At 62.6% G+C, this 12,433-nt stretch carries 12 protein-coding genes; 4 read left to right on the forward strand and 8 right to left on the reverse strand.

The window, feature by feature from the left end; translation table 11 throughout:
* The first annotated feature begins 60 nt into the window (after positions 1-60).
* The 4 genes from LDN82_RS15050 to LDN82_RS15065 all read left to right on the forward strand — a co-directional run bounded on the left by LDN82_RS15050 (position 61) and on the right by LDN82_RS15065 (position 3,556).
* A complete protein-coding gene (locus LDN82_RS15050) occupies positions 61-771 on the forward strand; it encodes a 3'-5' exonuclease (protein ID WP_224164819.1) in 711 nt (236 codons plus the stop codon).
* A 323-nt stretch (positions 772-1,094) separates the two neighbouring features.
* On the forward strand, positions 1,095-2,045 hold the full coding sequence (locus LDN82_RS15055; protein ID WP_224088146.1) for an ABC transporter substrate-binding protein: 951 nt from the start codon (positions 1,095-1,097) through the stop codon (positions 2,043-2,045).
* Between the two features lie 12 nt (positions 2,046-2,057).
* Positions 2,058-2,822 (forward strand): amino acid ABC transporter permease, encoded by a 765-nt coding sequence (locus LDN82_RS15060; RefSeq protein WP_224164821.1) that lies wholly within the window; start codon positions 2,058-2,060, stop codon positions 2,820-2,822.
* Entirely contained in the window at positions 2,819-3,556 is a 738-nt protein-coding gene (locus LDN82_RS15065) for an amino acid ABC transporter ATP-binding protein (protein WP_224088148.1), read from the forward strand. The genes LDN82_RS15060 and LDN82_RS15065 overlap by 4 nt, the downstream gene beginning before the upstream one ends.
* A 134-nt stretch (positions 3,557-3,690) precedes the next feature.
* Here LDN82_RS15065 and LDN82_RS15070 read toward each other — a convergent pair whose 3' ends face one another.
* The 8 genes from LDN82_RS15070 to hemQ form a co-directional block, all read right to left on the reverse strand.
* On the reverse strand, positions 3,691-4,971 hold the full coding sequence (locus LDN82_RS15070) for a glycoside hydrolase family 3 N-terminal domain-containing protein (RefSeq protein ID WP_224164823.1): 1,281 nt from the start codon (positions 4,969-4,971) through the stop codon (positions 3,691-3,693).
* Positions 4,972-5,097: 126 nt separating this feature from the next.
* Complete coding sequence (gene hemL, locus LDN82_RS15075) at positions 5,098-6,417, reverse strand: glutamate-1-semialdehyde 2,1-aminomutase (RefSeq protein ID WP_224088161.1); 1,320 nt, start codon at positions 6,415-6,417, stop codon at positions 5,098-5,100.
* Between the two features lie 54 nt (positions 6,418-6,471).
* Complete coding sequence (locus LDN82_RS15080; protein WP_224164825.1) at positions 6,472-7,587, reverse strand: LLM class flavin-dependent oxidoreductase; 1,116 nt, start codon at positions 7,585-7,587, stop codon at positions 6,472-6,474.
* Positions 7,587-8,567 (reverse strand): porphobilinogen synthase, encoded by a 981-nt coding sequence (hemB, locus tag LDN82_RS15085; protein ID WP_224088163.1) that lies wholly within the window; start codon positions 8,565-8,567, stop codon positions 7,587-7,589. Before hemB ends, LDN82_RS15080 begins: the two co-directional genes overlap by 1 nt.
* Positions 8,564-9,457 carry a uroporphyrinogen-III synthase gene (locus tag LDN82_RS15090; RefSeq protein WP_224164827.1) on the reverse strand — a complete coding sequence of 298 codons (894 nt, stop codon included), beginning with the start codon at positions 9,455-9,457 and terminating at the stop codon, positions 8,564-8,566. Before LDN82_RS15090 ends, hemB begins: the two co-directional genes overlap by 4 nt.
* A 1-nt stretch (position 9,458) precedes the next feature.
* On the reverse strand, positions 9,459-10,445 hold the full coding sequence (gene hemC / locus LDN82_RS15095; protein ID WP_224164829.1) for a hydroxymethylbilane synthase: 987 nt from the start codon (positions 10,443-10,445) through the stop codon (positions 9,459-9,461).
* Positions 10,442-11,665, reverse strand: coding sequence for a ferrochelatase (locus tag LDN82_RS15100; RefSeq protein ID WP_224164831.1), 1,224 nt, complete (start codon positions 11,663-11,665; stop codon positions 10,442-10,444). Before LDN82_RS15100 ends, hemC begins: the two co-directional genes overlap by 4 nt.
* The gene (gene hemQ / locus LDN82_RS15105; protein ID WP_216924089.1) at positions 11,662-12,363 is read right to left on the reverse strand and encodes a hydrogen peroxide-dependent heme synthase; all 702 of its coding nucleotides are present in this window, start codon (positions 12,361-12,363) and stop codon (positions 11,662-11,664) included. The genes LDN82_RS15100 and hemQ overlap by 4 nt, the downstream gene beginning before the upstream one ends.
* Between the last annotated feature and the right edge of the window lie 70 nt (positions 12,364-12,433).

Consider the following 12,433-nt stretch of genomic DNA (forward strand, 5'->3'; position numbering starts at 1 on the left):
CAGCGTAGCCGCAGGAGTGTCGCGCCCAGTACTGTCAGTGCCAGCCGGTAGCGTGAAAACATGAGCTCCTGGAACACCCTCCCCCGCGCTGCCTTCGACCTCGAAACTACTGGGAAGAATTCCCGTTCCGCCCGCATCGTCACCGCTTCAATCACTGTGGTGGATGCGCACGGACAACTCATCAAAGAGCATGAATGGCTGGCGGACCCCGGGGTGGAAATTCCCCTGGAGGCCAGCGAGGTCCACGGAGTGACTACGGAGAAAGCCCGCGCGGAAGGCCGCCCGGCGGCTGAGGTCACGCGCGAGGTGGCAGCGGTTCTTCAGGAATTGTTCGACGACGACACCCCGGTCATTGCATTCAACGCCAGCTACGACTTCACGGTGCTCGCTGCAGAGTCGGCACGGCATGGTGTCCCGCAACTGACCCGTTTCCCAGTATTGGACCCCTACGTCATGAACAAGCAGGTGGACCGGTACCGCAAGGGCAAGCGGACCCTGACCGCTTTATGCGAGGAATATGGCGTGATCCTGGACAACGCCCACACCTCCGCTGCGGACGCCTTGGCCACCCTGCGCGTTCTGGATGCCATGGCTGGAAAATTCCCCAAGTTGCAAATGCCTGCCTCCAAGCTGCACCATTTGCAGGTGGACTGGGCCGCTTCCCAAGCGGCTGACTTCCAGCAGTATCTGCGACGAAGCAAGCCCACCGCTGTCATCGAAGGCGAGTGGCCCGTACTGCCACCCGAGGATGCCAGCCGGGGCGGCTTCTGAGGCAGGTTTCGGCCCGGACGGCCCGCAGTTGGGACGCAAGTCACAAGAATTTCGAAGGTCCCCGCGCACCAGCGTGGTGCGCAGGGATTTCATCACTCAGGCCATCACCGGAACAGTTCGGGGAGGACAGGGCTCAGGCTAGGAACTTTCTTCGGAAAAAACGAGCCAAGGCAATCACTTGTTCGATTCACCAGCCGTTCGGGGGCTGGTGACATAATTAAGTTTGGCGGGTTGAAGTCTGCTAGGGCAGCCATCCCCATACTTGCTGCCACGTTCCCCGCCCACCGCGAACGTCTCTGTGACCCGACGAAAGTGATTTCTTCATGAAATTCAAAGCCCTCAAGTGGCTGTCTGCTGCTCCCGTAGCAGCGGCCCTGGTGATCTCCTTGGCAGCATGCGGCGGAGGAACCTCCCAGCCCAGCGGCTCGCCCACCGATGCCCTCGCCGGCAGTGACCAGCAGACCCTGGACAAGTACACCACCGCGGACGTCACGGCGCTGGACAAAATCGACAAGTCGAAGCTCGGACTCATCACGGACGGCACCCTGCGCGTTGGAACCCTGTCCGATGCACCGCCGAACATCTTCATCGACCCTTCGGGCAAGTTCACGGGTTATGACAACGAACTCCTTCGCGCCATCGGCGACAAGCTTGGCCTGAAGGTGGAGTTTGCATCGACTGACTTCTCCGCCCTGCTGTCGCAGGTAGCAAACAAGCAGTTCGACGTCGGATCCTCCTCGATCTCCACCACGGATGCCCGTCGAAAGACCGTCGGCTTCACCAACGGCTACGACTTTGGCTACATGGCCGTCGTGACCAAGAACGACGCCAAGGTCACCGGCTTCGCCGACCTCAAGGAAGGCGTCCGGATCGGCGTCGTTCAGGGCACCGTTCAGGATGACTACGTCACGAACACCCTCAAGCTGGAGCCCGTTCGCTTCCCTGACTACAACACTGTTTATGGCAACGTGAAGAACGGTCAGATCGACGCTTGGGTTGCTCCGTCCCAGCAGGCTTCGGGCCAGGTCAAGGACGGCGACGGTACCAAGATCGCCGAAAAGGTTGTCAACACGCAGAACTTCACGGCCTACGCCGTGAACAAGGACAACCAGCCCCTCCTCGATGCACTGAACGCCGGCCTGGATGCCGTTATCGCTGACGGTACGTGGACCAAGCTCACCTCCCAGTGGTACACCGACCGCCCCACCGCGGCCGAGCAGACTCCCCAGGGCTGGAAGCCGGGCAGCAAGGCCGTCCAGATCCCGGCCAAGTAACCCGGGCGTTCCATGGATATCCTCAAGCAACTGGCTGACACCTTCCTTGACTGGGAGGCGATGGGCGAAGTCATTCCCAAGATGTTCGCCGTCGGCCTGCCGAACACACTGGTGCTCGCTGTCATTTCGGGCATTATCGGGACCCTGCTGGGCATGGCCCTGGCCCTGATGGGGATTTCCCGGAACGCCGCGGCCCGGTGGATTGCACGCATCTACACGGACGTCCTGCGCGGACTTCCGCCCGTGCTGACCATTCTGGTCATCGGATTCGGCTTTGGCCCCATCATCCGTGAACTGACCGGTTCCACGAGCCCCTACCCAATGGCCATCGCAGCACTGTCTTTGATGTCGGGCGCATACATCGGCGAGATCTTCCGCTCCGGCATCCAGAGCGTGGACAAGGGACAGCTCGAAGCGTCCCGCGCTTTGGGATTCGGCTACGGCGCTTCCATGCGCCTGGTGGTGGTTCCCCAAGGCATCCGCCGGGTGCTTCCTGCGTTGGTCAACCAGTTCATCGCCCTGATCAAGGAATCCTCCCTCGTCTTCCTCCTGGGCCTGCTGGCCACGGAACGCGAGATCTTCCAGATCGGCAAGGACGCGGCTGCGACCAGCGGCAACCTCTCGCCCTATGTAGCTGCGGCCGTCTTCTACCTGGTCCTCACGATTCCGCTCACGCACTTCGTGAACTGGATTGATGCCCGCTTCCGTTCAGGCAGGCCTGAAAAGAAAGAACCGGACGATGCTGCGGCGGTCGTCGGGAAGGGAGCCCACGCATGAGCGAATTCACATCCGGCACGTTGACGGCAAAGAACATCCATTTGTCGTTCGGCACCAACCACGTCCTGCGGGGAATTGACCTGCACGTTGAGAAGGGCACCACGGCTTCGGTCATCGGACCCTCGGGTTCAGGCAAGTCAACGCTGCTCCGCGTGATGAACCGGCTCATCGAACCGGACCAGGGCGACATCCTGTTGGATGGCCGTTCCGTCCTCAAGGACAACCCCGACGAGCTCCGGCGCCGGATCGGAATGGTGTTCCAGCAGTTCAATCTCTTCCCCCACAAGACGGTGGCCGAGAACATCTCCCTGGCGCTGCGTAAGATTCGCGGAATGTCCAAGGAACAGGCGCGTGAGGAGGCCTTGGCCCAACTGGACCTGGTTGGCCTCAAGCACAGGGCCGATGCCCGCCCTGCCAACCTTTCAGGTGGCCAGCAACAGCGCGTAGCCATTGCCCGTGCGCTGGCCATGAAGCCCGAGGTCATGTTCTTCGATGAGGCCACCTCCGCGCTGGACCCGGAACTAGTCAAGGGCGTACTTGCCCTGATGACCGATCTCGCGCAGGGAGGCATGACCATGGTGGTGGTTACCCATGAGATGGGCTTCTCGCGCAACGTCTCAGACGTCGTGACGTTCATGGACGCTGGCGTGGTTGTGGAATCCGGTCCACCGGAGCAGCTTTTCAACAGCCCCCGGACAGAGCGGCTCCAGGGTTTCCTCTCGGACGTCCTCTAGTCCCCGTAAGGCAGCTAAACAGCAGACCCCGCCTCCGGACGATCGCCCTAGTGGTGAAAGTCAGGAAGCGGGGTTTCCTGCATTAAGCGCAACTGCGGTTGGGCACCAGCCAGCCCCTTGTCTTGTTTCCAGCATTACTTCCCGAGTTTCACAGACAACACTGTCAACGCCGCTGCGTCCACCTTCTTGCGGAAATCCGGCTCGGATTGCGCCTTCTGGAGTACGGCGTCATACATGGCGGGGATGCTTCCCGGGTCCGCGCAAACCAGCATCGTGCCGCCCGCTGCGAAGAAGTTGGTGGCGCGGTCCGCAGGGGTCCACGGCTTCAACTGTGCTGCACTACAGACGTCATCCGAGAGGATAATGCCTTTGAAGCCAGCGTCCCCGCGAAGCATCTGCATCATCACCACGGGCGAGAACGGCGCGATGTTGGCGGGGTCGATTTGGTCGTAGTAGGCATTGGACACCATGACCCATTGCACGCCGTCCGCAATGGCTGTGCGAAATGGTTCCAGGGCGGGATCATTCCGCGTCGTTTCTGTGTCCCTGACGTTCTGGCTGACATCGGTGTTGGGAACTACCCTGCCGAGGCCTGGGAAGTGCTTGACGACGGGTGCAACGCCCGCCTCCTCCATGCCTTGGGCAAAAGCGTTTCCGAGATTGGTCACCTGCCCTGATACGTATCCGTACTCGCGTTGGAATTGTCCGATGGGTGCATTGGACGGCGCGAATCCAGGGCTCGTCACAGTATCCAGGACCGGAGCCAGATTGACGTTGACGCCAGCGCTACGGAGTTCCTTCCCCCAAACTGTGGCATCTGCCCGAAGCTTCGCGGGACCAGCTCCGGCTTGCACCAATGCGGCAGGGATGGTGGAGAAACCCGGACCGGCCAGGACCTGGACGTATCCACCTTCCTGGTCCGTGGCCACGAAGAGAGGGAGCCCACCGGTAGTTTCGGCGGAAACTGTCCCGGTGAGGGAGGCCACGACGGCAGCTGTGGCAGCAGTCCCGGCCTTGCTGCGACCACTCAAGTAGACGTTGCCAGCGTGGTATTTGGTGAGTGCTTCCATGGTGCCCGGCTCCGCACCCGTCGCCTTCGCGGCAATCATGAAGAGTTGCCCGACACGTTGCTCCAGGCTTAGCCCGGCAAGCTGTTGTTGCGCCGCGGACAGTGCTTCAGGGGTAGGTGGTGCGGAAGGTGGCTGGGAGACCTTGGGTTCGGTTGAAGCCCCGGAAGTGGACTTGCCCGGAACAGGGGTGGTCGTCGGCGAAGGGGTAGTTACAGGCGGCGGAACCGGTGCAGTTGTTGGGCCAGCGGTTTCATTTCCACTTGAGCAACCAGGAACCATTGTGACCAGGATTCCGGCCGCCGCGGCCCTCACGCCAAGGGATGCAATTGACTGGATCTTGCGCATGGTAAACCGTGAATTCGTTGGGGTTGGGTTTTCCTTACGAGCCTACCCCGGGAAGTCGCAGTGCCCCAGACTGCTTCGACCAGCCGGCTGGGGCACTGCGTTGTCCTTGACCTCGGGATCGCGGACCTAGGCGATTGCGGCGGCCGCTGCCTTCGCAGCAGCCGGGAGTGCGTCAATGATCCTGTTCATGGCAGCGTCGTCATGCGCCGCGGACAGGAACCAGGCCTCGAAGACCGACGGCGGCAAGTAGACGCCGGAATCCAGCATCGAGTGGAAGAACGGTGCGTAGCGGTAAGCTTGCTGGCCCTGGGCGTCGTCGTAGTTGTGCACGCCGTGGGTGGAAGTACCGAACGCAACCGAGAACAGGTTGCCTGCACGCTGGATGGAGTGGTCCACGCCTTCGGCATCAAGTGCGGAGGAAAGAGCTGCGGACAGCTCCAGCGAACGGGCGTCCACATAGGCGTAAACGTCAGGCGTGGCATGGGTAAGCGTTGCGACGCCGGCAGCCATGGCCACAGGGTTTCCTGACAGCGTGCCTGCCTGGTACACCGGGCCAACGGGTGCGAGGTAATCCATGACGTCGGCGCGTCCGCCGAGGGCCGCCGTCGGCATTCCGCCTCCAATAACCTTGCCGAAGGTGAGCAGGTCCGGGGCCCATCCTTCCTGACGGCCTGTGAGCCCCCAGTAGCCGGCGTAACCGGTCCTGAAACCGGTGAGGACTTCGTCGAGGATGAGGAGCGCCCCGTGGTCCTTGGTGATGCGGGACAGCCCGGCATTGAAGCCCTCGCCCGGGGTGACGACACCCATGTTTGCCGGGGCAGCTTCGGTAATCACGGCCGCGATGTTGTTGCCGTGCTTGGCGAAGGCAGCTTCGACAGCTGCGAGGTCGTTGTAAGGCAAAACAAGTGTCTCAGCTGCGGTGGCTGCCGTGACGCCGGCCGAACCGGGGAGGGCCAGCGTCGCGAGGCCGGAACCTGCGGCTGCCAACAGGCCGTCCAGGTGACCGTGGTAGCAGCCGGCAAACTTGATGATCAGGTTGCGGCCGGTAAAGCCGCGGGCGAGGCGAACCGCCGTCATGGTGGCCTCGGTGCCCGTGGACACCATCCGCAGGCGTTCGACGGCGGACACGCGCTCCTTCACGATCTGGGCGAGGTTGGCCTCATCCGGGGTGGATGCTCCGAAGGACAGACCGCGGTCCACGGCAGCGTGCACGGCATCGAGCACGGCGGGGTGGGCATGGCCGAGCAGGGCCGGGCCCCACGAGCAGACAAGATCTACGTATTCCTTGCCATCAGCGTCAGTGAGGTAGGCGCCCTTGGCCGAAACCATGAATTTCGGTGTGCCGCCAACGGACCCGAACGCACGCACGGGCGAGTTCACTCCGCCGGGCATGAGGGACCGGGCTCGATCGAAAAGCTGGTCGGACACAGGGGTGTTTGAAGTCATGGTTCCTATTCTTTCAGTCATTCAGAAGCGTCTTTCGGTGATTCAGCATCGCAGCTATGAGGCGTCCGCCAGCAGCTCCGCGACCCGTGGGGCCACTTCAGTGCCGTACAACTCGATGCAACGCATCATGGATCCGTGCGGGAGGGTGCCGTTGCTGTATTTGAGGTCGAAGCGGTCCACGCCGAGGTTGCGCTTGAGCAGGACGATTTTGCGGGCCACCGTCTCGGGAGAACCCACATAGAGAGCGCCCTCCGGGCCGCACATTGCGTCGAATTCCCCGCGGTTTCCCGGACCCCAGCCGCGCTCTGCCCCGATTCTGTTGCGCTGCTCCAGCCAATGCGGAAACAGTTCTTCCCGGGCATGCTGGTCAGTGTCTGCAATGAAGCCGGGCGAGTGCGTTGCGATCTGTCGCATGGAGTGACCGTATTTGGCCATTGCGTCGCGATAAAGATTTACCAACGGAGCGAAACGGCGGGGCTCTCCCCCGATGATCGCGAAGATAATCGGATAGCCATATTCCGCGCACCGCAACACGGATTCAGGTGTACCGCCCACGCCTATCCATGCCGGCAGCAAATGGTGCTGCAAACGCGGGTAGACCTGGAGTCCGTTCACGTTGGGGCGGGTGCGCCCTTCCCAATGAACCGGCTTTTGGGCCCGCACTTTGTCAAACAGCTCAAGCTTTTCTTCGAACAGGACGTCGTAGTCCGCCAGGTCCAGTCCGAACAACGGGAAGGACTCAATGAATGAGCCCCTGCCCAACATGACCTCCGCCCGGCCGTTGGAGATTGCGTCAACGGTGGCGAAACGTTGGAAGACCCGGATCGGATCATCCGAACTAAGTACCGTCACGGCCGATCCGAGCCGGATCCGGGATGTCACTGCGGCAGCTGCCGCGAGGAAGACCTCGGGAGCAGATACAGCAAAATCGCGGCGGTGATGCTCTCCCACGCCAAAAGCATGGATGCCCAGGGCGTCAGCCAGCTTTGCTTCCTCAAGCAACTCCCGCAGGACCTGGGCGTGCTCCTTGGGATTGCCGTCGGCATCGAGGCCCGCGTCCCCGAAGGTGTTCAGGCCGAGCAGGATTTCGGCGGCGCCCACCGGTGCGGTGGGGTCGGATTCAGCCCTGGATGCAGACGGAAATCCCGGTTCGGAAGGCACTGCGGTCATCAGGACTCCTTCAGCCAGCCTGCCAGTTCGGAGGCCCAGTAGGTCAGGACGGTATCGGCTCCGGCCCTTTTGATGCCCAGCACCGACTCGGTGATGGCGCCCCGCCGATCGATCCAGCCGTTGGCAGCGGCGGCTTCGATCATGGCGTACTCCCCGGAGATTTGGTAGGCCGAGACGGGTACGGGGCTCATGGCAGCAATATCCGCGAGGATGTCGAGGTAACTCATGGCCGGCTTGACCATGACCATGTCGGCGCCTTCTTCAAGGTCCAATTCAACTTCGAGAATGGCTTCGCGACGGTTGGCTGCATCCATTTGGTAGGTCCGCCGATCACCCTTCAGCTGGGAGTCCACGGCTTCACGGAACGGACCGTAGAAAGCTGAGGCGTACTTGGCGGCATAGGCCAGGACAACGGTGTTCTTGTGGCCCGAATCCTCCAACGCCTGGCGGATGACGGCGATTTGTCCGTCCATCATGCCCGAAGGTCCCAACACATGGGCGCCCGCCTCGGCCTGGGCAACCGCCATCTGGCCGTAGATCTCCAAAGTGGCATCGTTGTCCACGTATCCTTCGGCATCCAGAACGCCGCAATGTCCGTGGTCAGTGAATTCGTCAAGGCATACATCGCCCATGATCACGAGGTCATCGCCCACCTCGGCCTTGACGTCCCGGATGGCCTTGTTCAGGACTCCTTCCGGGTCCAAGGATGCGGTGCCCCGTGCGTCCCGGACCTCTGGTACGCCGAACAGCATCATGCCGCCCACGCCAAGTTCCACGGCTTCCGCAGCCGCCCGCTTGAGTGTGTCGGTGGTGTGCTGGACTACGCCGGGCATTGAACTGATCGGGCTGGGCTCGCTGAGGCCTTCACGGATGAAGGCCGGAAGTATGAGGTCTGCGGGGGCCAGACGTGTTTCTGCCGTGAGCCTGCGCATCGCCGGGGTGGTGCGCAAGCGGCGGGGACGGTGGTTCGGAAAGCTCATCTGGGGTTCCCTTCGTTGACGAATACTGTTTCCAAGGCGGCCGCGATGCCGTCCGGGGTAGGTTCTTTGGCGGTGGCTGCGACGGTGATTCCGAGGTGGGTGGCCTCTTCCGCCGTCGGACGCCCAATGGCTATGAAGCGGCACCCGCCCAAGGGCAGAAGGGTCTCCGCAATACGTCGCGCGGCGCTCGGGGAAGCGGCCACAACGGCGTCGAGCATCCCGGCGTCAATGGCCGCACGAGCTTCCGAGGGAGTCATTTCCTGCGGCTGTCCGGTACGGGAACCGGCAGTGCCGGAGGCAGCACTGCCGGAATGCACGACGACGGCGGGTAGTTCCGCTTCCAGGCGCAGTCCCGTCCGGGCCGGGTAGTCCACCGTGTGATAGGCGGTCACCGATGTTACCTCTGCGCCCTTGGAGGCCAATCCGTCCCGCAGGCCGGGGCCCGCGATATCGGCTTGCGGGAGGAGAACCCGTGCAGGTTCCGGTTCCCATAGGGTGACGAGGCCTTCGGCAGATTGAAGGTCCGTGGGTGCCAGTGAGACGGTCAGGCCGATAGCTTCCAGGATCCGCTGTGACGATGGACCGATCGTTGCCACCCGCGTCCGTGATGGCACGAGGTTTGCCGGAAACGTGCCACGCTCGGCAGCCTTTTCGAGCAGGACGCGCACGGTGGTGATGCTGCTGACCACCATCCAGTCAAAATATCCAGCGGCGAGCTGATCCAGGGCGGCGTTGAGGGAAGCCTGGTCCTCCGCCCGTTCGAAATCGATGAGGGGAAGCACCAAGGGCTCCGCTCCGAGCGTGAGCAGGAGCGAAGCAAGTGGCCGGGCACGGTCGGCGCTCCTGGTAATCAGGACCCGCCGACCGGCCAAAGCCGATGTTTGAGTCACATCAGGACGCTGCAAGGTCCGCGATCTCCGCGGCACCGGCAGCGAGCAGGAGCTCCGCAACTTCGATGCCGAGCAACGTCGCCCCTACTTCGGTCAGCCCATCGGTGGCCTTCTTCTCGCGCACGGTCTTGGTGCCGTCAACGGCGCAGACAACGGCTTCAAGATGCAGCATGCTGCCCTTGCGGAAGGCGTAGGCGCCTACCGGCGCGGCGCAACCAGCTTCGAGCCGGGCCAGGACGGCACGTTCGGCTGTCACGGCAAGCCGGGTGTCGGCGTCGTTTAATGCGGCGAGAGCCTGGGCGAGCACGCCTTGGGAGCCTTCCAACTGCGGGGCGTCCTCCGTACGGCATTCGATGGCTAGCGCGCCTTGGCCCGGGGCAGGCAACATGACATCCGTCTCGAAGAACTCGCTCACAGTGTCCAGCCGGCCCATCCGTTCAAGCCCGGCCGCAGCGAGCACTACGGCGTCCAGGTCGCAGGACTTGCCGGGAACAACTTCGTCGGTGACGTTGCCGGGAAGCCCGGGGACGCGTCCCAGGCGCGTGTCCACGTTGCCACGGATATCCAGCACCTCAATGTCAGGCCGGGCCGCCCTTAGCTGTGCAGCACGACGAGGTGAACCCGTACCTACCTTGGCACCACCGGGCAATTCGGCAAGGGTTAGTCCATCCCGTGCACACAGGACATCCCTGACATCCACGCGCTTGGGGGTAGCGGCGATGCTCAGTCCAACTGCAGCCCCCGTGGGCAGATCCTTCAAAGAATGGACAGCGACATCGCAGGTTTCAGCAAGCAAGGCATCCCGCAGGGCCGCCACGAAGACACCCGTGCCACCCATCTGCGACAGCGAGCCGGTCTTGACGTCGCCCTCGGTCTTGATGTGCACCAGCTCCACCGGGAAGCCACCAACAGCCGCCAGCTGATCGGCCGTCTGCTGGGTCTGGGTCAGCGCGAGCTTGCTGGCCCGGGTGCCAATGCGAATGGTCACTTGCTGGCCTCCGTGGAGGAGTAAGCGTCATGGCCAACACCGATAGTGGAACCGACCTCGGCAATAGCCGGCTTTGCTCCCCGGAAGTTTTCGCAGCAATTGGGGCGGCAGACGTCGTACCAAGGACCAAGGTCCGTCACGTGGGGGCGATCGGCGATGTTGTTATCCACCGTGCGTTCACAGATCAGGTCAACCAGCCCGGAAACAAAGGTAGCGTGCGTTCCCGGGGTGGGGACGCGGGTGGCTTCCATCTCCAGGTTCCTGCAGGTCTCCAGGGCCTCGGTGTCCAGGTCCCAGGCAACCTCCATATGGTCACTGACAAAGCCAAGGGGAACGATCACGACGCCGCGTACGCCTTCGGGGGCGATTTCTTCGAGGTGATCGTTGATGTCCGGTTCCAGCCAAGGAATGTGCGGCGCGCCGGAGCGTGATTGGTACACGAGGTCCCAGGCCACGTTCGGGGCAACGGCATCCATGATGGCCTGGGCGTTTGCCAGATGCTGTGCTGCGTAGGCAGATCCCTCTGCGAATTCGCGCGGCTCGTCCTCGGACCGGCCGGCTGCTTCGGCGTCGCGCGTGGGGATGGAGTGGGTAGCAAACAAGACCCGGATTTTTGAATCGGGATCGGATTCACCGGCGGCTGCCAACTTGCCGCGGATCTCTTCCAGCCCGGCGGCGGTCCCCTCAAGGAAGGGCTGGACAACACCGGGGTGGTCGAAGTACTGGCGGATCTTGTCCACCTCGAGCTTGCCGTCCAGTCCTGTTTCGGTCAGGGCGATGCCAATGTCTTCACGGTACTGGCGGCAGCTGGAGTAGCAGGAGTAGATGCTGGTGGTGAGCATCAGGATGCGGCGGTGGCCGGCGTCGTAGGCGTCCTGCAGAACCGGAGCGATGTACGGGTCCCAGTTCCGGTTACCCCACAGGACCGGAAGCTCGATGCCGCGTTTGGCCAACTCGGCCTCGATTGCGGCCTTCAGTTCGCGGTTCTGCTGGTTGATGGGGCTGATGCCCCCAAACGCGCGGTAGTGGTGTGAGACCTCTTCAAGACGCTCATCCGGGATGCCACGGCCCCGGGTGACGTTGCGAAGGAAGGGAATGACATCTTCCTGGCCTTCAGGACCACCAAAGGATGCAAGAAGCACGGCATCGTACTGCTTTGCTTCCTGACGGCCACGCCCGGTGACTTCGTTGGGGGTGGTGGAGACGGCAAGGCCACTCATGCGAGGACCTCTGCAATCTCGGCAGCAGTCACGCGGCGGCCGGTGTAGAACGGAATTTCTTCGCGGACATGGTTGCGGGCGTCGGTTGCGCGCAGGTGGCGCATGAGGTCAACGAGGTCAACGAGTTCAGGTGCCTCCAGGCCCAGGATCCATTCCCAGTCACCCAGCGCGAACGAGGAAACAGTGTTGGAGATGACCTGCGGGAACTCCCGGCCCAGCATTCCATGGTCACGCAGCATCTTTCCGCGTTCTTCCGCGGGAAGCAGGTACCACTCGTAGGAGCGGACGAACGGGTAGACGCACAGCCAGGTGCTGGGCTCAACGCCCCGGGCGTAGGCCGGAACGTGGCTCTTGGCAAACTCGGCTTCCCTGTGGACGCCCATGGCGGACCAGACGATCTCAGTGCCGGCGAAGAGCTTGCTGCGGCGAATGGAACGGACGGCTGACTGGAGGTCTTCCGGCTTGGATCCGTGGAGCCACACCATGATGTCGGCATCCGAGCGCATGGCCGAAACGTCGTAACTGCCCCGCAGGGTCACGCCTTCTTCGGCGAGCTTCCCTTCAAGGGCTTCGAATTCCTGGGCAGCATCGCCGCTGCGCAGGACATCGGCCGAGCGTTTGAAGACGGTCCAGAGCGTAAAGAACTGCTCTTCGGTTCCAGCAGTTTTAGTGACAGATTCGGCAGAAGTGTGGCTCATGGTTCAAGTTTGCCCCGTGCCAGCCACTAAGTCGAAACGGATCACTTCTACAAGGCGTAGAAGTGACATA

Origin of the sequence: Arthrobacter sp. StoSoilA2 (genome assembly GCF_019977195.1) — a bacterium.
Lineage (GTDB): Bacteria > Actinomycetota > Actinomycetes > Actinomycetales > Micrococcaceae > Arthrobacter.

Coding starts and splice junctions, on each gene's coding strand:
- LDN82_RS15055 (WP_224088146.1), top strand. CDS start 1,095: ATGAAATTCAAAGCCCTCAAGTGGCTGTCTGCTGCTCCCGTAGCAGCG.
- LDN82_RS15065 (WP_224088148.1), top strand. CDS start 2,819: ATGAGCGAATTCACATCCGGCACGTTGACGGCAAAGAACATCCATTTG.
- hemL (WP_224088161.1), bottom strand. CDS start 6,417: ATGACTTCAAACACCCCTGTGTCCGACCAGCTTTTCGATCGAGCCCGG.
- LDN82_RS15100 (WP_224164831.1), bottom strand. CDS start 11,665: ATGAGTGGCCTTGCCGTCTCCACCACCCCCAACGAAGTCACCGGGCGT.
- LDN82_RS15050 (WP_224164819.1), top strand. CDS start 61: ATGAGCTCCTGGAACACCCTCCCCCGCGCTGCCTTCGACCTCGAAACT.
- LDN82_RS15060 (WP_224164821.1), top strand. CDS start 2,058: ATGGATATCCTCAAGCAACTGGCTGACACCTTCCTTGACTGGGAGGCG.
- LDN82_RS15070 (WP_224164823.1), bottom strand. CDS start 4,971: ATGCGCAAGATCCAGTCAATTGCATCCCTTGGCGTGAGGGCCGCGGCG.
- hemQ (WP_216924089.1), bottom strand. CDS start 12,363: ATGAGCCACACTTCTGCCGAATCTGTCACTAAAACTGCTGGAACCGAA.
- LDN82_RS15080 (WP_224164825.1), bottom strand. CDS start 7,587: ATGACCGCAGTGCCTTCCGAACCGGGATTTCCGTCTGCATCCAGGGCT.
- hemB (WP_224088163.1), bottom strand. CDS start 8,567: ATGAGCTTTCCGAACCACCGTCCCCGCCGCTTGCGCACCACCCCGGCG.